At 54.1% G+C, this 19,898-nt stretch carries 19 protein-coding genes; 6 read left to right on the top strand and 13 right to left on the bottom strand.

All coding sequences use genetic code 11. The features are described 5' to 3' along the window. Window positions 1-983: 983 nt before the first annotated feature. Entirely contained in the window at window positions 984-1,283 is a 300-nt protein-coding gene (locus tag L2731_RS01595) for an Mpo1-like protein (RefSeq protein WP_249251556.1), read from the bottom strand. Beyond that, window positions 1,276-1,926 carry a GNAT family N-acetyltransferase gene (locus tag L2731_RS01600; RefSeq protein WP_082035588.1) on the bottom strand — a complete coding sequence of 217 codons (651 nt, stop codon included), beginning with the start codon at window positions 1,924-1,926 and terminating at the stop codon, window positions 1,276-1,278. The genes L2731_RS01595 and L2731_RS01600 overlap by 8 nt, the downstream gene beginning before the upstream one ends. A 143-nt stretch (window positions 1,927-2,069) precedes the next feature. On the opposite strand from L2731_RS01600, the gene L2731_RS01605 reads away from it, so the two are divergent. Then, window positions 2,070-2,300, top strand: a complete 231-nt coding sequence (locus L2731_RS01605; RefSeq protein WP_239851568.1) for a DUF2789 domain-containing protein — start codon at window positions 2,070-2,072, stop codon at window positions 2,298-2,300. Window positions 2,301-2,424: 124 nt separating this feature from the next. On the opposite strand, the gene L2731_RS01610 is transcribed toward L2731_RS01605, so the two are convergent. Further along, window positions 2,425-2,796 carry a DUF3192 domain-containing protein gene (locus L2731_RS01610; RefSeq protein ID WP_239851569.1) on the bottom strand — a complete coding sequence of 124 codons (372 nt, stop codon included), beginning with the start codon at window positions 2,794-2,796 and terminating at the stop codon, window positions 2,425-2,427. A gap of 147 nt (window positions 2,797-2,943) precedes the next feature. Between L2731_RS01610 and L2731_RS01615 the strand changes: the two genes are divergently transcribed. Both L2731_RS01615 and L2731_RS01620 read left to right on the top strand, forming a co-directional pair. Then, window positions 2,944-3,279 (top strand): hypothetical protein, encoded by a 336-nt coding sequence (locus tag L2731_RS01615; RefSeq protein ID WP_249251558.1) that lies wholly within the window; start codon window positions 2,944-2,946, stop codon window positions 3,277-3,279. Beyond that, entirely contained in the window at window positions 3,279-4,052 is a 774-nt protein-coding gene (locus L2731_RS01620) for a Zn-ribbon-containing protein (RefSeq protein WP_239851571.1), read from the top strand. The genes L2731_RS01615 and L2731_RS01620 overlap by 1 nt, the downstream gene beginning before the upstream one ends. An 80-nt stretch (window positions 4,053-4,132) precedes the next feature. On the opposite strand, the gene syd is transcribed toward L2731_RS01620, so the two are convergent. Beyond that, on the bottom strand, window positions 4,133-4,795 hold the full coding sequence (gene syd / locus L2731_RS01625; RefSeq protein ID WP_249251559.1) for a SecY-interacting protein: 663 nt from the start codon (window positions 4,793-4,795) through the stop codon (window positions 4,133-4,135). A gap of 60 nt (window positions 4,796-4,855) precedes the next feature. Here syd and queF point away from each other — a divergent pair, with 60 nt between their 5' ends. Next, a complete protein-coding gene (gene queF, locus L2731_RS01630; protein ID WP_249251560.1) occupies window positions 4,856-5,713 on the top strand; it encodes an NADPH-dependent 7-cyano-7-deazaguanine reductase QueF in 858 nt (285 codons plus the stop codon). Window positions 5,714-5,740: 27 nt separating this feature from the next. Here the strand turns inward: queF and L2731_RS01635 are convergent, their stop codons facing one another. Then, complete coding sequence (locus tag L2731_RS01635) at window positions 5,741-6,676, bottom strand: LysR family transcriptional regulator (protein ID WP_249251561.1); 936 nt, start codon at window positions 6,674-6,676, stop codon at window positions 5,741-5,743. Between the two features lie 116 nt (window positions 6,677-6,792). Between L2731_RS01635 and L2731_RS01640 the strand changes: the two genes are divergently transcribed. Both L2731_RS01640 and L2731_RS01645 read left to right on the top strand, forming a co-directional pair. Beyond that, window positions 6,793-8,802, top strand: coding sequence for an alkyl/aryl-sulfatase (locus L2731_RS01640; protein WP_249251562.1), 2,010 nt, complete (start codon window positions 6,793-6,795; stop codon window positions 8,800-8,802). Window positions 8,803-9,076: 274 nt separating this feature from the next. Then, entirely contained in the window at window positions 9,077-10,267 is a 1,191-nt protein-coding gene (locus L2731_RS01645) for an alginate export family protein (protein ID WP_239851577.1), read from the top strand. A 466-nt stretch (window positions 10,268-10,733) separates the two neighbouring features. On the opposite strand, the gene L2731_RS01650 is transcribed toward L2731_RS01645, so the two are convergent. The 8 genes from L2731_RS01650 to fusA form a co-directional block, all read right to left on the bottom strand. Beyond that, entirely contained in the window at window positions 10,734-11,699 is a 966-nt protein-coding gene (locus L2731_RS01650) for a 4'-phosphopantetheinyl transferase family protein (protein ID WP_249251563.1), read from the bottom strand. Between the two features lie 114 nt (window positions 11,700-11,813). Continuing rightward, window positions 11,814-13,127: a porin family protein gene (locus L2731_RS01655; RefSeq protein ID WP_249251564.1), complete on the bottom strand. Its 1,314-nt coding sequence runs from the start codon at window positions 13,125-13,127 to the stop codon at window positions 11,814-11,816. Window positions 13,128-13,146: 19 nt separating this feature from the next. Beyond that, window positions 13,147-13,830: an ABC transporter ATP-binding protein gene (locus L2731_RS01660; RefSeq protein ID WP_239851582.1), complete on the bottom strand. Its 684-nt coding sequence runs from the start codon at window positions 13,828-13,830 to the stop codon at window positions 13,147-13,149. A 51-nt stretch (window positions 13,831-13,881) separates the two neighbouring features. Then, window positions 13,882-15,147 (bottom strand): ABC transporter permease, encoded by a 1,266-nt coding sequence (locus L2731_RS01665; RefSeq protein WP_249251566.1) that lies wholly within the window; start codon window positions 15,145-15,147, stop codon window positions 13,882-13,884. Continuing rightward, a complete protein-coding gene (locus tag L2731_RS01670; protein ID WP_249251567.1) occupies window positions 15,134-16,366 on the bottom strand; it encodes an ABC transporter permease in 1,233 nt (410 codons plus the stop codon). The genes L2731_RS01665 and L2731_RS01670 overlap by 14 nt, the downstream gene beginning before the upstream one ends. 39 nt (window positions 16,367-16,405) lie before the next feature. Continuing rightward, window positions 16,406-17,236: an outer membrane lipoprotein-sorting protein gene (locus tag L2731_RS01675; protein ID WP_239851586.1), complete on the bottom strand. Its 831-nt coding sequence runs from the start codon at window positions 17,234-17,236 to the stop codon at window positions 16,406-16,408. A 96-nt stretch (window positions 17,237-17,332) separates the two neighbouring features. Continuing rightward, a complete protein-coding gene (locus tag L2731_RS01680; RefSeq protein WP_041509252.1) occupies window positions 17,333-17,674 on the bottom strand; it encodes a cupin domain-containing protein in 342 nt (113 codons plus the stop codon). Window positions 17,675-17,849: 175 nt separating this feature from the next. Beyond that, entirely contained in the window at window positions 17,850-19,898 is a 2,049-nt protein-coding gene (gene fusA / locus L2731_RS01685) for an elongation factor G (protein WP_249251568.1), read from the bottom strand.

Consider the following 19,898-nt stretch of genomic DNA (forward strand, 5'->3'; position numbering starts at 1 on the left):
TAAAGACTGATACAGATATAGATAGCAGGCCGTCAGCTTTATCTCTCACATCAATGTAAGAGATGTCTCACACGGCGGCGGGCACTTTTTGTGAGTTAAGGCTAACACCTGCAAAACCTTTCGTTTCGTGCGCCCAGGCCTAGGGCTTAGATAGCCCAAAGAGATTAACCCAAAAAAGAAAAGGCGCACCATAAGTGCGCCTTTCTATACTCTTGTGTTAGCCATCCTGCTATCACCTTGCTCCCTGCATCATCCTGATCACATCGGCTTCCTGCCGTCTCCAGTTCCTGAGACATCCTATCTTTTTCTTCCCTGGGTGGTCGACTCATTCAACCACGCTCCCACATCCTATGGGCTCCGGCGCTTCCTGCCGCTATCCTTTTATGCTTACGCTTACCTGTTCCCTAGTAAGTTGTCCTTTGGTTACACTCGTATCCCTTGAGTGAATATCCATTTCGCGATGATCCGTATCGCCTATCGTCCTAAAGCATCCTGCTCTCGTCCCTGATAAGATTCTCGCGTCCTCGACAATCTTGCTCTTCCTTGGCCTGCTATTCCTTAGCTTTGGCTATCCTTTGCCTTCACATTGCTTAAGTAAGCTTCTTAACTTAATTTCAGTATACTGGGCGCAGCGCCAGAATGTACGCCTCTGAAAACGACCTTAAACCGATTAATTTTCAAACAAAGCAAAAGTTAAGCATAAAATATTGAATATAAAGATTATTTAAGTATCCGCAGGAGAAAACAGGGGGTAGATAAGGAGGAAGACTCACATACTTGTAAGCGATCTCTCACAAACAGCTTGGCAAATTGTGAGTCGCCTGTGCCATAGTGCGATTTTCAAAGACCTTCTCTGAACCAATTTAGCGCCTCTAAGCCAAGCGCTGCCCCCCCGTTTATTAACCAGGAGCCACGAGCTTAATCTGCCGCGAGATAACTGACATCAGTTAGACCACCTTAAGACAGCGTTATTGACCAAGCAATCATCGACGCCCGGTAAGCCACTGGGCCAACATCACCCAATCGGCAATGAAACTGTAGAAGGGATACTCAAAGGTCGCAGGCCTATTTCGCTCAAACACGAAATGTCCTATCCAGGCCGCACCATAGCCCAAGATGGGCAGCAGCCACAGCATCCAATAATTGCCCAGCACAATAGCCATGACTAAGAGTGCGACCACCGACAGGCTACCGACATAATGCAAGGTGCGGCACCTGGGATCTCTATGCTGCGACAGATAAAACGGATAGAAATCCCGAAAGCTGGTATAGCGTTTACTCAATTTCGGTGCTCCGATAGAAAAGCAGCTCCCCCGGCACACCACCGATAACGAGGCGCTCGATGGGCGCAAAATCCATAGAAGAAAAGAGATGAGCATGCTCGTCCTGTGTCACGTAAACCCCAACGCCTTCGAGCTCGGGTTGCTCATCACACCAGCTCATTACCGCCTGAATCAAACGCTTACCTAACCCCTTATGCTGCTCGATCGGGGTGACGGCAATGAACTGCAATATGCCGCATTGAGTGCTGGGCAGATGCTCGAGGATCGAAGACTCTTTCTTCATCAGCGCCTGGGTCGACTGCCAACCGGCGCTTAACAACATCTTGAGGCGCCAATGCCAATATCTGGCTTCCCCTAAAGGCACCTGTTGGGTCACGATACAGGCCAAACCAATCAGGCGTTCCTCCTCAAACAGGCCGATCAAAGCCTGCTCCTCTTGCCAGAGGGTATGCAGTTCCTCGCGAATAGCCCCACGCAGCTTCTGTTCATATTGCGCCTTGTCTCCCTTATGCAGGGCGGCAATAAAGAAGGGATCATCATGGTAGGCGTTATAGAGAATCGAGGCGGCGACACGTAGGTCTTCGGCGGTTAAATAGACAGCTTTATAGGTTTCATTAACAGGTGGGGTAGCTGTTGTCATCATTGCTGTTATTCCTTGATCTAGATCAACATTGTCCAATGTAACAAGCTCGTAAAAAAGTGCAAACTTTAATCGATTCGAAACTTTATCAATTTATTGCATACTAAATAGGAGCACCTCATTACTACTAACAAGCGAGGGATAAGATGGATATAACACAACCCGATCTAGCCAGCTTATTTGATCAACTCGGCCTGCCGAGCGACCCCGATGCCGTAGAGGCTTTTATCAAGCAACATTCCATCGCCGCGGAGATCCATATTGCCGAGGCGCCCTTCTGGTCTCAAGCCCAGAAGCACTTTTTAGCCGAGGCCTTAGCAGAAGATGCCATGTGGACAGAGGTGATCGATCATCTCGATGCCCAGCTTAGAGCCTAGGCTATAGAGCTAAAGTATCACCTTATAGCGCAACGAACTAAAGCCGCAAAAAGGCTTAACACCAAAAGGCCTAAACAAAAAAGGCAAGCCAAGTTGGCTTGCCTTTAAAGGTTAACTTATTCCATTACATGTTGTGGTAGGCCTTCTCGCCCCAGCCCACGACGCGGTTATCCGTGATCACGATAGGTGTACATTCATCCTTAGTGGTCGTGCCATCTTCGCGCGTACGCTGGGTACGATAGTAGAGTACGTTGACCGTCTTATCTTGCTTGGTATAGGCCTCATTAAAATCGGCAGTGCCCATCAATGTCATCACCTGGTCGCGGGTCATCCCCAAAGATAACTTAGACAGATTAACGCGGTTCTGCTCCTGCACGCGCTCCCAAGAATTACCCGTGCTCCATCCCTTGTCGCCTTCGCCCACATTCAATACACACCCGGATAGCGCTAAACTGGTGGCGCCTAAGACCAATGCTGTTGTTAATTTTGTTTTCACTTTCACGTCCTGTTTATCTATTATAACTGGATTCAGGTAAAGCAAAGCTTATGCCAAACAGACATATTTATATTTATCAACACCTTAAAATAAATTTGATTTTTAATTTATGTCAGCCAAGCTAAAAAGTAAGGAATTTCACCAATCATGAGTCCTCTCGAACAGGTGCTGGTCGCCGCACGAAAATTGAGTCTGGCGGGTAAGCCCCCCAGCCTGGCCTTAATCAAGGCGAGTCTCGGCAACTCACTTCCCATGCCCGTACTGGTACAAGGGTTACAACGCTTTAAATCCATGTCGGCCGACGAACAGTCGGCGATAGTGGTTAGCGCAGCGGCACCTGCACCAAGTATTCAGAGTGCAGAGGCGGCGCCGAGTCTTGCCCATCTGGCACAGCAGGTCGCTAAGCTCACTGCCACTCAAGAGATCTTGATTGAACGTATCACTGAGCTCGAAGCCAAATTAAACGACAAGGGTGATTGCTGATGCACGTGGTGGAACTCAGATTTGAGTGTTTTGACAACACCACCATCACGACCGCCGAGCGTGCCATTAATGGTCTGCTCGAAGCCTACCGCGCCAATGGTCAGGTATTGGGACGCGAATTTGCCGTGGCCTTCAACGAAGGTGAATTCAGGGTGCGTCTGCTGTTACCGGAAAAGAGCAGCCTGGCCAAACGTTTCAACAGCCCCTGGGTCAACTATGCCCTCGAAGAACTCACCGAGGCCAAACTGCTGCATCCAAGAGAAAAATATATCGGTCAGGATATCAACTCTGAGGTGAGCAGCACTGAGACACCCAGCTGGCAACTACTCTATACCAGCTATGTGCATATGTGCTCTCCGCTGAGAAATGGTGATACCCTGCAGCCCATTCCCTTGTATCGACTCCCGGCGACCTTTAACGGCGATCACAAGCGGGTGATCAAGTGGCAAACCGAATGGCAGGCCTGTGATGAATTGCAGATGGCGGCGGCCACTAAGGCAGAGTTTGCCGCCTTAGACGAGCTGAGTCAGTGCGACAGCGACCTGTTTCGTCGCGGCTGGGATCTGCGTGGACGCATCGAATACCTCACCAAGATCCCTACCTACTACTATCTCTATCGTGTAGGGGGCGAGAGTCTGGCCGCCGAACAGCAAAGACCCTGTCCACGTTGTGGTAACCCCCACTGGCTACAGGAGACACCGCTGCTGGATCTGTTCCACTTCAAATGCGATAACTGCCGTATCGTCTCCAACATCTCCTGGGATCACCTCTAACCTAGGCGCCGCTTCACCCAAGACGCTTAGCCGATATAAGCCTTTGCGAAGAGACTCTCTCTAACGCCAGGCTGAACTCTTTACCCTTTAGCGCGCAGATGACGCCACATGGTCTTGAGTCGCTGCCAGATCCCGGGATGATCCGTCTCGGGCATAGCGACTTCGACCGGTTTCTGCGGAGGACAGACTCGCGGGCGAAGAGAAGCAATAAAATCCTCCAGACTATCGGCCAGTTGACGATGAGGCTGCTCACCCGGGAGCTCTATCCAGACGCTGCCATTCTCATTATCCACCACCAACATCTCGTCGCCTTCCCCCAGCACGCCAATAAACCAGGTCGCAGGCTGTTTCAGCTTCTGCTTCATCATCAGATGGCCGATGAGATTTTGCTGTAAGTATTCAAAATCTTGCTGGTTCCAAGGCTGTAGTAGCTCCCCTTCGCCAAAGTCCGACTCAAACATCAGCGGCGCCGCAAAGTAGCGACCATACAAGGCCTGTATGCTAGGATGCAATCTGATGGAGAGCGCGTGCTCTATGTTGTCGAACTGCCCCTGGCTGTCGCGTCTTACCGCCTGCCACTGCACCGAGCGCTCGGGCGACGCTTCCACCTTTTCCTGATCGCACGCCAGGACGCAGATTGAGACTTCCCCTAGCGGGAAATAGCGGGGAGATTCCCCCAATTTGTCGCTATAAGCTTGATGATAAAGCGTAAAAAATTGATCCAGTGCAGGCAAAGAAGACACTTAGCAGTTACCCGAATTTTAAGTATAATGTGCGCCTATTTTGACATGGAAAAACGATTGATGACACAGGTTCATGACCCTTATCGCGACGCCCCCGCGTTGTCCAAACTGACCTTAGGTAAATCGACTGACTATCAGGCCCAATACGATGCCTCCCTGCTACAAGGCGTGCCGCGCCAGCTCAACCGGGATGCCATCGCCTTAGGCGATACCCTGCCCTTCCATGGCGCCGACATCTGGACCGGCTATGAACTCTCCTGGTTAAACACCAAAGGCAAGCCCATGGTGGCCATTGCCGAGTTTATCCTCGACTTCAACAGCGACAATCTGATCGAGTCCAAGTCTTTCAAGCTCTATCTCAACAGCTTCAACCAGACCCGCTTCGACTCCATCGAGCAGGTTCAGCAGACTTTAGCCAAGGATCTGTCGGCCTGCGCCGGCGGTGAGGTGGTGGTGAAAATCATCGAGCCAAAGCAGTTCGTCCATCAGCGCGTCGTAGAACTGCCAGGCACCTGCATCGACGATCTGGATATCGAGATCGACAGCTATGAATTCTCTAGCGATTATCTTATCGATAGTACGGATGACAAGAGCGTGGTGGCCGAGACACTCACCTCTAACCTGTTGAAGTCTAACTGCCTGATCACCTCTCAGCCCGACTGGGGCAGCGTGATGATCCGTTACCAGGGCCCTAAGATAGATCGCGAGAAATTGCTGCGCTATCTTATCTCTTTCAGGCAGCACAATGAATTTCACGAGCAGTGTGTCGAGCGTATCTTCGTCGACCTCAAGCGCCTGTGTCACTGCGCTAAGCTGACCGTCTATGCCCGCTACACCCGCCGCGGTGGCTTAGACATTAACCCCTATCGCAGCGACTTCGAAAATCCACCGGAAAACCATCGACTGGCGCGCCAGTGATCCGTTGAATGCGTAAATAAGCCCGCACTAAGCGGGCTTTTTATTGCCCTGAAGATGCTGCGCCTGTAGCAGGCTCACCAGCGTCTGGCGCAGCCACACATTGGCAGGATTCTGAGCGAGCCGTTTTGACCACAGCATATAGATATTCAGTGGCTTGGTCTCAAAGGGGGGCTCAAACACCTGCAGCTTAAACAGTTCGGCATATTCCCTGGCGTAAGACTCGGTCACAATGGCTAGGGCATCACTCTTCGCCGCCGTGGCTATCATGCTCAATAGCGAAGACTGTTCACAATACACCTTACGCTCCGGCAGCACCTGAGTCGTCAGCATATCCACCACCTTGAGGTTAAAACGCCTGAGGTTGAAGATGATATGCTTTTCCGCAAAATACTGCTCAAAACTCAGACTCCCCTGAATGCGAGGATGCTGCTGGCGCGCCACACAGACGATGCGCTCTTGCAATATCTGGGCAACGTCGAAGCCGGCTTCCTGTGGCTTAGAAACATCGATAGCCAGATCCACCTTTTCAGTTTGCAGATCTTTCAGAAAATCCTGCTCCTGCACCGGCGCTTCCTTAAAGATGATCTCCACCCGCATCTCACTGAGGTGTTCCTCAGCCGCCGTCTGAAGCAGCTCAATGATGGTGTCGTTGGCATAAACGGTGAAGGTTCTCTGGCTCAACTTAGGATCGAAAGCCTCCAGGCCTGCAACCAACTGCTCGATTTCAGCCAAGGGTCCAGCGAGATGCCGATACAGATTCAGCGCCGCGGCCGTGGGTTTAACGCCTCTTCCCACGCGCACAAACAGGGCTTCGCCAACCCTGGCCTTCAGGCGGGCGATGGCATTACTCACCGAGGACTGAGTGAGATCCAGTTCCTCAGCCGCCTTGCTAAAGGACTCGGTACGACAGACGACGGCAAACACCCTTAACAGGTTCAAGTCTAGTGGTTTACGTTGTGGCATAGGCTCCAATACTATTTATATTATAAATATTATAAAGCAGGTTACCCCTAATTATTTAACAGCTCAAGCGCCATATACTGACCTCATCGATTAAAAAACCAGCTAAGGGTCAGACCATGAAAAAGACACCATTAACGCTTTGCCTGCTCGCCGCATTATCCAGCAACGCCCAAGCCGCCCAACATGAACACGACCACATCAGCGTCGGTTATCAGGGTAAGGCCGCCACTGCCCACACCAAAGAGGCTAATAAGGCACTGGCACAGAAACTCAACTTTGCCGACACGACCGCCTTCGAGGCGTCTAGTGCCAAGCTGATTGCCGAGTTGGATAAGACGACTGCCGCCATTCTGCGCGCCGACTTTACCTTTCTCGGCGACGAGGCGCCAGACACCATCAACCCATCGCTGCATCGTCAGGCAAGGCTCAACATGGTCGCCAACGGACTGTACGAAGTGCGTGATGGCATCTATCAAGTCAGGGGGACAGATCTCGCCAACCTGACCCTTATCCGAGGGAAAACCGGCTGGATTGCCTATGATGTCTTACTCACCAAAGAGGCCTCAATGGCATCGATACAGTTTGCCATGAAGCACCTGCCCAAAGATGGCGATCTCCCCATCGTCGCCATGATCTACTCGCACAGTCATGCGGATCATTTCGGCGGCGCCAGGGGCGTGCTGACGCTTTACCCAGACGTCAAAGTCTACGGCTCTCATAACATCACCAAGGAGATCGTCGACGAGAACGTGCTGGCCGGCAACGCCATGAGCCGCCGCGCCGCCTACCAATATGGTGCTACCTTAGGGAAACATGAACACGGTATCGTCGATGCCGCCCTCGGTAAGGGGATCTCCAAGGGGGAAATCACCTTCGTCAAACCCGACTATACGCTCAACGCTGACGCTAAGTGGCAGACACTGACGATAGATGGCCTGGAGATGGTCTTCATGGATGCCTCTGGCACAGAGGCGGCATCGGAGATGATCACCTACATTCCGTCGATGAAGGCCCTGTGGTCGGCTGAGCTCACCTATCAAGGCATGCATAACATCTATACGCTGCGCGGCGCGAAGGTGCGTGATGCACAAAAATGGTCTAAAGATATCAATGAGATGATTAATGCCTTCGGGGATGAGGTGCAGGTGCTCTTCTCCTCCCATTCGGCGCCCATCTGGGGTAACGGCGCCATTAATGATTTCTTACGCCTACAAAGGGACAACTATGGTTTCATCCACAACCAGACCCTGAGACTGGCCAACCAGGGCGTCAGCATTCAGGATATCGGCGACGCGATTCAAGAGGTGCTCCCCGCCGCCATCGAGCAGGCCTGGCATACCAAGGGCTACCACGGTACCTATAGCCACAATGCTAAGGCGGTATACAACATGTACCTAGGCTACTTCGACATGAACCCGGCCAACTTGAATCCGCTGCCGACTTCGCCCGAAGCCGTAAAGTTTGTCCACTACATGGGGGGCGCCGAACAGGTGATGGCGAAGGCCAGCCAAGACTATGCCCAGGGTGAGTATCGCTTCGTCGCCACCGTGCTTAACAAACTGGTGACGGCAGAGCCAGACAATCAATCCGCTCGCGATCTGCTCGCCGATACCTATGAACAGCTGGGCTACCAGGCCGAAGGCGCAGGATGGCGTAACATCTACCTGACCGGGGCCCAGGAACTGAGGATGGGAATTCAACCTGGCACGCCAAAGACGGCATCGGCAGATGTGCTAAGTGAGATGGCTCTCTCGACCCTTTTCGACTTCCTGGCGGTGAAGATAGATAGCCTCAAGGCCGAGAAACTGGGCCGGATCAGCCTGAATGTGATCACCCCTGACGAGTCGAATGTCCTCTATGTCGAACTGAGTAATGGCAACCTAAGCAACATCCAGATTAACCAGCCCAAGGTCGCCGATGCCACGCTCACCATCAACAAAACCGACATCACCCGGATATTGCTAGGTCAAACCCAGTTAGCTAAGCTGCTACAGCAGGGAGAAGCCAGCATGACAGGCGATCAGCAGGCCTTTAACAAAATCGCCTCGACCATGGTGCAGTTTGATCCTAATTTCGAAATCGTCCCGCTGGGAAAACGCGAACATAAACATGATTCACAGCCATAGCTTAGTATCTTACTAACTTGATTTAACCAAACGCCAAACTTAGCCGGTTTGGCGTTTATCCCTTCAACCCGGTTAATGCAAAAAATATTATTAAGTATTAACTAAAAATACTACTTTAGAGATACCTCCAAATTAGTATAAGTTCATGATCTTAATCACAATTATTGACACAAAAACTTAATCACCGTGTAACATTGTTTTAGATCAACAAATTGATCCTTTTGCAGTCCTATAACAGCTGGTGAGCAATGACCAAACAAAAGGATCACAATTAATGAAACTTCATGCCCTCAGCCTTGCCGTGCTTGCCAGCTTATCCGCCTCTGCCCTTGCGACAGAGAGCGTCGATCCGCTGAAGAAGGCCTTTATCGACGATTCTAAGGTAAACGTACAATTTCGCCTGCGCTATGAAGATGTGGATGTCGCCAATGTCGACGAGCAAAATCAGACCACACTGCGTACCCGCCTGACCTATCAAACCGGTGATATTTATAATCTATTTGCCTTGGCAGAAGTGGATGATGTGCGCTCTACCGATGATGAGCCTCTCATTGCCGACTACGAATATACCCAGATCAATCAGGCCTTCATCGGTTATCGAGGCCCGGCTAACACCCTGGCTCAATATGGTCGCCAACGTATCTTGCTCGATAACCAACGCTTCGTCGGTGGTGTAGGCTTCCGTCAAAATGAGCAGACCTATGACGCCTTCTCGGTAAAAAATACCGCCGTTGAAGGACTCACAGCTTACTATGCCTATGTGAATAACGTTAATCGCATCTTCCCCGAAGGTTCGGGCAAAGACGAGCACAAGAACGAGACTCACCTGGTTAACGTTAACTACAAAGGGCTAGAGTTCGTTAAGCTCAGCGGTTATGTCTACCTGATCGATAACGTCAATGTTGCCGCCTTCTCGACCGATACCTATGGTGTGCGCGCGACCGGCGACATCAAGCTAGATAAACTTAAGTTCAACTATGAGGCAGAATATGCCCAGCAGTCTGAAGCGGGCGACAACCCTGTAAGTTACTCGGCCTCATACTACAAGCTAGGCGCTGGGGTTAACTTCGACGCATTCGGCGCTAAAGTGGGCTACGAAGTATTGGGTTCAGACGATGGTAAGGCTGGCTTTATCACGCCACTGGCGACTCTGCACGCCTTTAACGGCTGGACAGATAAGTTCCTCTTCGGCGGTAAGGGCAACTGGGAAAACGGTATCGTAGATACTCATCTTATTGTGACCGCAAAGGTTGCGGGCCTGAAACTACTCGCCAAGTATCACAAGTTTGACTCTGACTATGGTGATGTCGACATGGGTAAGGAATGGGGCGTATCGGCGACCTATCCTTTCGCCAACCACTATAGCGTGGGTCTGAAATATGCCAGCTTCAGCGGTGCCGATGAGGGTTACGCCTTCTCTAACGACACAGACAAGCTATGGCTAACCTTCCAGGCAAAGTACTAAATCAGAAGTACTAAGCCAATTTCCTATCGCCCAAGGCGGGCGATAGGCGCTAGTACTCCCTGAATTGCAACAGCTTTGCAGGAATGCCAATTTTAACCTTGGTTTTCCTGCTTTTTTCTGTCTACCGCTGTCGATTCAGGCTGCTTCACTCTATCAAAGCCTAATAAACCCAGACTATATCCTAGGGTCTGTTGATCTTTGCCGTTTATTTTTGCAGCAGTTTGAAGGTGATTTATACAAGGCAGAGTCCGTGTATTGTAGTTATTCTACATGAGCGGGCAATAACGCCGTAGAAATGGCCTACAAAAGCTGCCCGAAGGGTTCATCTAAACGCGCCTTGCCCTTTGTTGCCTGCTATTTACATAGAATAACTATGCCGCACAGCATGCGCCTTGAGCAAAATGCGTTTAGATCGAACAAAAATTAAACCTGAAAGATAAACAGACCCTAGAGCTAAGAATAAAAGCTATTCGGCCAGCAACAAGGCCTGCGCACTCACCATCTCACAACGTAACGCCAGAGGCTGTGTCGAGGAGAGACTCAGCGCAAAACGATACTCATCATCGAGTTGCCCCAGCATACTTTGCCAGCCAGCGGCAGGCCGAGCCAATTGCTGGCTGTCGCTGGCATCGGCTTGGTCAGCATTTTCTCCGACGAGAAACAGGCTCACCGCCTCTTCTATCCAGGCTTGTCGGGCCGCTGAGCCATTAAAATTTAGCGCCTGATGCGGGGCATCACTCAAGGCGAAATAGAAAGACTTGAGAGAGAGTGCCAGCCCCAACCCCTTGGCCTTGATGTATGACTCTTTCAATGCCCAGAGATCAAAGAATCGCAGACGCTGCCGCTCAGGTGGCAAGGCCAGCAGGGCGTCTCGCTCCTGCTGGGTAAAGTAATGGTTAAGGATGGCGTGAATGTTAGTGTTAGTACGTAGACGCTCGATATCGACGCCCAGTTCCAGCCCCCTGACCTGTTGCTCTGGCCCTAAAGCTTTTGAATTAAAGGACTTAGATGCTAAGGACTTAGGTGTTAACGGCTTAGATGCTAGCGTCTTGGGCAATCGAGCGATCGCCAATAGCATATAATCGCCGCTGTGACTCAGGTTAAACACCAGACGGCTGCGCTGAAAAAGCGCCTTACTCAGCACAGGCTTGCCCTTATCCAGATAATCGAAACGCCACTCTGTGGGGGCGATAAGATCACCGGCTTCACCATTCAGGCGCTCATGGGCCTGCGACAGCAGCAGGCGCAGATAGCATCTGACCAAGAGTCCCTTCTCTCTGGCGGACGCCATTCGATAACGCGTCACTTTCTGCTGCTCATCCAACGGCAGGGTGTCAAGCAGGCGCGCCTGCTGCTCGGCGCTGAAACCGGGCAAATTCAATGGGCAGAGATAGAGATGTACGGGAATAGCGTCCCCAGTGACCTTGTTCAACTCGGTTAATGTCCTACTTGATAAGTTGGCCAAGCCTACCATCGACGGCCTAGGAGCACCACCTGAGCCGCTAAAATAGGCCTCTCTTTGAAACCTAGCTCCGATGCAAACCAGCTAAAAGCTCCACTTGAGCTGCAGATAGCCTAAGGTGGACGCCGACTGGCCGAAGAGGCTCGCAGTCGAGCCATCGAAGCGCTGTGCGATCAGGCTAACCTGCCAATCGTCTGCCAGCGAATACTGATAGGTGACGCCCACAAAGAAGGAGCCATCATCATAGTAGCTGGCATTGCTGCTCAGGCGGCTGAGGGGCGTGATGTCAAAGCCGACATCCAGATAATAGGTCCAGGTCGTAAAGCTCAGGGTACGTGCCGAAAGCGGCAGATTAAGATAGAGTAAGGCACTGTCGGCGCTCAGGGGCGACGAGATATAGAGGGCGGCGCCCAGTACGCGCCAGTTGACATCACTGGCGAAGCTGTAATCCATCTCAAGCGTCGCCACTGTGTTGGCCCTCAGCGCCTGTGGCTGCATTTTATCCTGAGCCTGAGTCTGGGTCTGAATAAGTATCTGTGGCCCGCTCAACTCAGGTGAAAGCCTCGCTCCTCCCGAGTCATCGATAGGGTCAAAATAGCTCAGCTCGCCCCGTAGCCCGGCGCCAAAAAGATCGCCGGCAAACCCGCCACCGAACACCCTGTCATCGCGGGTCTCGCCTATGATCAGCTGCCAATCCCAGCCTAGGTTATAGCCAAAAATGTCATCGCCAAGAACGCTATGCCCGAGATAGCGGCCGGCATACTGGCGGTTAATACGATCAGTGGCTGTGGTTAGCCCTTCATCCCCCTGGCTATAGACAAGCTCCAGTTGACTGGCATAACCCAGTTGACGGCTAAGCTTAATGGCATCGACGCCCCGGCGCTCAGGATAGTCGACATCATAGATGGAATAGGCGTTGAAGATATCATTGGGGTTCCACAGGGTACTCATGGCCCAGTTGACCCTAAAGCGGCCTGCGGTTAGCTCCCACTTGTCAGCGAACTGCCAGCTCAGGTAGGCACGATCTAACTGACTATTGCCGATCCAGTCGCCACTCTCTAGCCAGTTGGCAGACAGATCCCAGTAGCCAGGATCCCTCGAGACTAGTTCGCCATAACCCGGCAGGCTGGTGGTGTCACCCGCCATGAGACGATTGCGCAGCCCTACGTTGACCCTGACTCTTTTCCAGCGATACTCGGCATCGATACGATTATGCAGCAGGCCGTCCCACAACTTGTCGCCCTGCTCTGGCGCAACCAAAGAGCCCAGATAACTCACATAGCCTTTGACCTGCCAGGGCTGCTCGGGCGCAACGCCGGGAATGGGCGAAGCTAATGCCACTAGGCTCGACTGAGCCGCGAAGAGGCAGACGACGGCAGCCAAGCATGGCCTTAGCATAAGCACTCAGCCGCCCGATTCATTGACGGCGATCCTCGACCAGGCGGCCATCTTCAAACACTATCACCCGCTTGGCTCTGGCGATCACCCGTGGATCATGGGTCGAGAAGATAAAGGTGGTGCCCTCCTGCTCATTTAAGCTCTGCATGATATCTAAAAGCTCGGCGGTGCTCTTGGCATCCAGGTTGGCCGTCGGTTCGTCAGCCATCACGAATCTGGGTCTCGGGGCCAGGGCACGCGCCACCGCAACCCGCTGCTGTTGGCCACCCGACAGCTTGGCAGGGATCTTGTCCTTCTGGTCGGTCAACCCCACCTGAGTCAACAGTGCCATGGCGCGCTCGCGGCACTCTGCCTCACTGTGACCCTGTAGCTGCATGACAAACTCTACATTCTCTAGCGCCGTCAGTACGGGCAGCAGGCTGTAGTCCTGGAAAATGAAACCCACATGGTCGCGGCGAAAGGCGATCAGCGCCTGCTCGCTCAGTCGGGTGATATCCTCACCGTCAATCAACACGGCGCCACTCGTCGGGCTATCTATTCCGCCTATCATGTTGAGCAGCGTCGTCTTGCCCGACCCGGAAGGCCCCATGATGGCGACAAACTCTCCCTGGGCTATGGTGAGATCCAGCGATTTTACCGCGGCCACCGGAAAGTCACTCTCGGGGTTATAGATCTTAGTTAGTGCTTGAATCGCTATGGTCATGAAATACGCTGACTCCTTTCTCTAATGAGTCTCACCCAAATTTCCCCCAACCTAATGCTTCTGCGCCATGGCATCCACCGGACGCTGCTTGATGATCTGCCGCGCCGGATAGAGGGCAGCCAGCAAGCTCACTACCACCACCATCGCCAGGGTCAGAAGATACTGAGCCAGAGCGACCTGAGGATAGAGGGTGGTCGATACGCCAAACGCGCCGAGTCCATCGGCCATGCTGCCAAGGGGAATGCCTGTCTCGCCCAGCAGAGTAATCACCATCACACTCAGCAGCAGACCCAGCAGCGCCCCCGTCAGCCCAAGCAGCAGAGACTCCAGCAGGATCAGCCCCAGTATCTTGCGCTTCACCATGCCGATGGCCATCAGCACGCCAAACTCCCGCGTACGCTCAAACACCGCCATCAACATGATGTTGGCGATCCCCAGCCCCAGCGCCGAGATGAAGATCAGCAGAATCACCGCGTTGCTGGTGTCCATCTGAGCGATAATGGTGGCCAGCATGGGCTGGATCTCTTGCCAGTCTCGCACCCTGTCCTGGGGCGCCAGCACGCTCGACAACCTCCTGGCAAGCGCCTTGGCGCGGCTATTGTCCAGGCTGTCGCTCTTTGTCAGGCGAATGGCGATCTCATGCACGCCATCCAGCCCCGCCAACGCGGTCAGATCGGCGCGGCGCACATAGGCATTGGCCTCATCGAAGGTGCTGGAGGGGGAGCGATAGAGGCCCGCCACCCTAAATGCCGCGCCGCTAACCGCCTTATCGGCGTTGCTGAAGGTAAGCACCACCTTGGAGCCCAGCCTTAACTTGAGGCGGCTCGCCGTTTTCTCCGAGATCACTATGGGGTGGCGTCCACCGGCCTCTAGCCAGCCACCCTGGGTGATATTGTCGGCGATGGGCGTCACCCTGGCCTCGGCGGCAGGGTCGACGCCATTGATGCGAATGCCGCGACTCGCCCGGGGCGAGGCCAGCATGCCCTGCACCACAAAGCGCGCCGAGACACCTTGCACCTCAGGGATCTCACTAAGCTTAGCCAGCACGGGCTCTGGCGCGCGTATCCGGCTATTGATAGCCGGGTCGAGCAGATAATCCTTGTTATGCACCTGCAGGTGGCTGGTCTGCCAGGCGACAGCATTATCTATCATGTTGGCGTACATGCCTGTCATGAAGCCTATCATCACCACCACGCCCACCAGGCCAAACACCATGGCACACACCATGATGCTGGTGCGCAGCCGGTTACGCCACAGATTGCGCCAGGCCAAAAGGGCCAACATGGGCGGATGCCAGCCAGAATTATCCTTGGTCATCATCGCCTCCTTTGAGCGCCGCAACCACCACAAGATGCTGGATGCGCCACACGGGATAGCAGAGACAGAGGGCCATCAAGCTGAGGATAATTAACACCTGATTGCGCACCAGCGCCAGCGATACCTTCATGGGCATCACAGGCTCCCAGCCCATCTCGAGCATCATCTTGGCGGTCTCGCCAGTCAGAGAGATGGGGTGATAATAGAAGTAACCTATCACCACGCTGCTGACTCCAAGCCCCAGCACCGTCCCCAATGCGGCGATCAACAAGGATTCGATCATCACCAGGCGCAGCAAGGTCAGGCGCGCCATGCCGGTCGCCAGCATGACGCCAAACTCCCGCCTGCGCTCCAGCGTCATCATCAAGATGGTGGCAAACAGGGCGAAGCCGACGATAAGATAGAGCAGGCAGATCATAAACAGGCCGCCAGCCCGGTCCAGGGCGATCTGCTGCGCCATCTCAGGGGCCAGCGACTGCCAGTCCCGCACCTTGACCCTGTCACCATAAAGTGCAGAAAGTCTTTCGGTCAGAGGCGCCACCTCACCTAAGTTGTCGCTATGCAGTACCCAGGAGCTCACCTGTTCACCGGTTGAAAACAAGCCTTGGGCCGTGCCGAGCGGCATATAGACCAGCTGATTATCCAGCTGCGCCAGGGGAAAATGCAGTATGCCGGCAATGGGGTAGACACCGGCCGCCGTCTGACCGTGATAGCCCTGCCCATAGAGTACCAGCTCATCGCCGACACCCAGCTTGAGATACTCTGCCAATCCTTGCCCCAGCAGCACCTGCTTAGCACCAGGGCTTAGGTAACTGCCCGCCACCAGCTTATCCGCGATACCTGAATAGTCATTCTCAAGCTGGGGACGCACGCCGTACACCACCACGCCCTTAGATCGCTCCTCGCTAGAAGCCAACAGGAAAGATTCGATTCTGGGCAGAGCGTAGCTGATGTGGGCAAGGCCTTTTGCCTTGGCGATAAACTCATCATCGCCGGGCAGCAAGTCTTCTATGCTCTCTGTGGTGGCATACTCGGGCGATTGCAGCTGAATGAGACCGGTGGAGAAACGGGCACTGTTGTCGATGTTGTGCTCGTAACTGCCCTCCTGCATGCTGCGCATAAAGAGGGACAGAAACAGCGCCAAGGCCAGGGCGAAGGCGGTCAGCAGGGTGCGCCGCTTCTGCCGCCAGAGATTACGCCACGCCAGCTTAATCAACATGCCTCATCCCAATCCTTGTGCCAAAGGGTAAATCCAAGATTAGTCCCGTAGCGCCTTCATCTGCTGCTGCGAGAAGAAATCGTCGCCTATGTCGAAATCAAATGCCGCCTCATGGGTAATGAGTTCGGTGCGCTGGCCCTGCTTATCGGCGGGGCTCATCACCATCTTGGTGGCCAGCATGCGCCCACCCATCATCTGTATATCCGAGGTGGTCAGGGTATTGACAGGTTCGTCGAACTCATCGAAAAACTCCGCCCGGCGTTGTAGGTAGTGACTGGAGGAGATCCACAAACGGATGCGGCTCCAGACCACGGGCGCATCGGGCTTGGCGATGGCGTCGATGACGAAACAGTCGTCACCTTCTATCGCCTCGTGCTTCACCAGTTGATGGCGATAGTCGACCACGATAGAGGACTGATTGATCAGGTCATCATTGGTAAAGTCTGAGCCCATCCAGGACTGACTCAGCATGGAGGGGGCTATCTTGATGATGCGCTCGATGGCGGGCACCCAGTTCCACATCTCACGGTAGCGTTTGAGAGACACACTGCCCTTGTCCTTCGCCGGCGCCGTCACCAGTACCAGCGACAGCTCCTGTCCCTTGGTCCAGCTCTTCATGCTCATGGAGCGCGTCCAGTCCGGACGCACAATATTCATGGTGGCCACCACATAGCTGGACTGGCCGCGCATCTGCTCGTCGGCGCGGCGCACTATCTCCCGCGCCTGCTCGGCGGAGACGGCCTCCTCACCTGCCGCCTTTTCCACAACCATAGCCTCCACCGCCCTTGCCTCTGTGGAGAAAAATAGCGGCGTCGTCCACACCAGCGCCAGGCCAAAGATGCCGACTAACCAAGGTCTTACTGCTTGCATGTCAACGTCCCCTGTTGATGTGTAAATGCTAGGCTAACCACTTAAACTCTAGCCTATAACCTGTTGTCTAAAAAGGAAACATACAAATGCTTACGCTTAGACATTCACCCTGTCACCATGGCTCGGTGGCGTCGAGGTCACCAGAAACTCCAGCACCTGCTCGCCGCCGTTACGCAGGCAGTGAGCCTGACCCGGTGCCACATGCATCCCCTGGTGGGCCGTGAGTCTATGCTCAGTACCTTCTACCTCCAGCAGCGCCGTACCCGACAGGATAAAGAAAAACTGCTCCGCCGCGCCGTGATAGTGGCGCTGCTCGCCACAGCCCACGGGTACCCGCTCCTGGATCACGCTAAGGGCCTGGCTTTTCACCAGATGCCAGCCATCGCAATTGTCACCCCACAGATAATGCTCGGCATTTTCCCGACTTATCGACGTCATCCCCGCTCTCTCCCTAATGGCTCTTGATGAATACAAGCTCTTGATGGCTCCAAGTTCTAAATGACACCAAGCTAATGCCGATACGGACCGGGCGCAATAAAAAAGGAGAAACGGGTTCTCCTTTTTTACTTACATAGGCCTAAGCCATTAATATGCCTTTAATGCGAGTACGCCTTTAATGCGCCTTGGCCGCCGAGATCAACTCCCGCTGCACATGATCCGGCACCACATCGTAGCGGCTGAAGGTCATGGCAAACTGACCGTCGCCGCCGGTTAAGGATTTCAGCCGGGTCGAGTAATCGTCGACGGTCGCCAGCGGCGCCTCGACCTCTACTTCCACCTTGCCGTTGCCCTGGGCCTGGGTGCCGCAGATGATGCCGCGATTGGCACTGATATCCCCGGTAATGTCACCCACATGTTCCTGAGCCACCTGTACCTGCATCTCGACGATCGGCTCTAAGATCACAGGGTTGGCCTCGTGCACCGCATCTAAGAAGGCCTTCTTACCCGCCATCACAAAGGCGATCTCTTTGGAATCGACGCTATGGTGCTTACCATCGAGCAGGGAGACGCGCACATCCTGCATCGGGAAGCCAGCCAGGGCACCGCCAATCATCGCCTCCTTGACGCCCTTCTCGACCGCGGGAATGTATTGACTCGGCACCGAGCCTCCCACCACCTTGCTGACAAACTCGAAGCCAGCCCCTCTCGGCAGCGGCTCGACGGTGAGTTCCACCTCACCAAACTGACCGGCACCGCCAGACTGCTTCTTGTGGCGATAGCGCGCCGTGGCGCTGCGGGTGATGGTTTCCCGGTAGGCCACCGCGGGCACATCGGTTTCCATATCCACATTGAAGAGGTCGTGGGCCTTCTCCAGCGCGATCTGCAGATGCAGGTCCCCCTGGCCTTGCAAAATCGTCTGCCCCTCGGCCTCGTTCTTGGCGATATGCAGGCTAGGATCTTCCACCACCAACTTGTTGAGCACCTCGGCAATCTTCTGCTCATCGCCGCGGCGCTTGGCCGACACCGCCAGGCCGAAGATAGGCTGAGGCAGTACCAGCTCAGGCAGGTGGAACTCATCTTCGTCGTGACTGTCGTGCAGCACGGCGCCTACTGTCAGTTCATCCACCTTAGAGATAGCGCAGATATCGCCGGGCACCGCCGAGGTCACGCTGATCTGCTTGTCCCCCTGCAGTTTAAACAGGTTGCCCACCTTGATGGGCTTGCGACCATCGCCGACAAACAACTTCATCCCCAACGAGATAGTGCCTTGGTAGACCCTAAACACCCCCATGCGACCGAAGAAGGGGTCGATGGCCACCCGAAACACATGAGCAAGGGCGTGATCGTCACTGGACTGAGTCACATCCACAGGCACGGCCGACTCCCCCAGCCCCTTGATGAACTGCGGCGGATTGGCCTCTAACGGGTTGGGACTCAGCTTGATGATAAGCTCAAGCAGTGCGCCTATTCCCACCTGCTGCTCGGCGCTGGTGAAACACACTGGCACCAGGTGTCCCATACGCAGTGCGGTCTCAAGCGGCGCGTGCAGCTGCTCGGGAGTCAGGTTCTCCCCCTGCTCCAGATAGAGGGCCATCAGCTCATCGTCTTCCTCCAGCACGGTATCGACCAGCTCGTCGCGGGCGCAGGCCACATCGTGAAACAGGGCCTCGCCCTGTAGCTCGGGCTGGGGATGCAGGTAACAGTCGATCACATCGTCCAGGGCGGCGTTTGGCAGATTCACCGGCAGGCAGCGATGGCCAAACTTGGTCTGGATCTCATCGAGCAGGCCTGCCAGCTTGGCGCCGTTACCATCGATATGGTTAATGGCGATCAACACCACCTTGCCCTGAGCCCTGGCGGCTTCGAAGGCGCGTTGGGTGATGGTCTCTATGCCGGTGGCGGCGTTGATCACCAGGAGCACTGACTCAACACCGCTCAAGGGCAACAGGGCACGACCGAAGAAGTCGGGCAGACCCGGGGTGTCGATGAAATTGATATGATGATTGTCGAAGTCGAGATTGAGGAAGGAAGGTTCTAGGCTATGTCGATGGTCTTTTTCCTGGGCAGTGAAATCAGCATGATTTGTGCCCTTGTCCACCCTGCCTTTTTGAGCGATCGCCTCGCCCTGGAACAGCAATGCCTCTAACAGGGTGGATTTCCCCGCCCCAGTGTGTCCGAGCACCGCCAGATTCCGGATCTGCTCCGTGGTAAACTCAGCCAT

It is taken from the genome of Shewanella aquimarina (genome assembly GCF_023349185.1).
Taxonomy (GTDB): Bacteria; Pseudomonadota; Gammaproteobacteria; order Enterobacterales; family Shewanellaceae; genus Shewanella; species Shewanella aquimarina.

What these genes read in the sequence shown, in the direction of transcription:
- L2731_RS01600 (WP_082035588.1), bottom strand. Translation starts at nt 1,926, where the DNA reads ATGATGACAACAGCTACCCCACCTGTTAATGAAACCTATAAAGCTGTC.
- L2731_RS01605 (WP_239851568.1), top strand. Translation starts at nt 2,070, where the DNA reads ATGGATATAACACAACCCGATCTAGCCAGCTTATTTGATCAACTCGGC.
- L2731_RS01615 (WP_249251558.1), top strand. Translation starts at nt 2,944, where the DNA reads ATGAGTCCTCTCGAACAGGTGCTGGTCGCCGCACGAAAATTGAGTCTG.
- L2731_RS01620 (WP_239851571.1), top strand. Translation starts at nt 3,279, where the DNA reads ATGCACGTGGTGGAACTCAGATTTGAGTGTTTTGACAACACCACCATC.
- queF (WP_249251560.1), top strand. Translation starts at nt 4,856, where the DNA reads ATGACACAGGTTCATGACCCTTATCGCGACGCCCCCGCGTTGTCCAAA.
- L2731_RS01635 (WP_249251561.1), bottom strand. Translation starts at nt 6,676, where the DNA reads ATGCCACAACGTAAACCACTAGACTTGAACCTGTTAAGGGTGTTTGCC.
- L2731_RS01640 (WP_249251562.1), top strand. Translation starts at nt 6,793, where the DNA reads ATGAAAAAGACACCATTAACGCTTTGCCTGCTCGCCGCATTATCCAGC.
- L2731_RS01645 (WP_239851577.1), top strand. Translation starts at nt 9,077, where the DNA reads ATGAAACTTCATGCCCTCAGCCTTGCCGTGCTTGCCAGCTTATCCGCC.
- L2731_RS01655 (WP_249251564.1), bottom strand. Translation starts at nt 13,127, where the DNA reads ATGCTAAGGCCATGCTTGGCTGCCGTCGTCTGCCTCTTCGCGGCTCAG.
- L2731_RS01660 (WP_239851582.1), bottom strand. Translation starts at nt 13,830, where the DNA reads ATGACCATAGCGATTCAAGCACTAACTAAGATCTATAACCCCGAGAGT.
- L2731_RS01665 (WP_249251566.1), bottom strand. Translation starts at nt 15,147, where the DNA reads ATGACCAAGGATAATTCTGGCTGGCATCCGCCCATGTTGGCCCTTTTG.
- L2731_RS01670 (WP_249251567.1), bottom strand. Translation starts at nt 16,366, where the DNA reads ATGTTGATTAAGCTGGCGTGGCGTAATCTCTGGCGGCAGAAGCGGCGC.
- L2731_RS01675 (WP_239851586.1), bottom strand. Translation starts at nt 17,236, where the DNA reads ATGCAAGCAGTAAGACCTTGGTTAGTCGGCATCTTTGGCCTGGCGCTG.
- L2731_RS01680 (WP_041509252.1), bottom strand. Translation starts at nt 17,674, where the DNA reads ATGACGTCGATAAGTCGGGAAAATGCCGAGCATTATCTGTGGGGTGAC.
- fusA (WP_249251568.1), bottom strand. Translation starts at nt 19,898, where the DNA reads ATGGCTGAGTTTACCACGGAGCAGATCCGGAATCTGGCGGTGCTCGGA.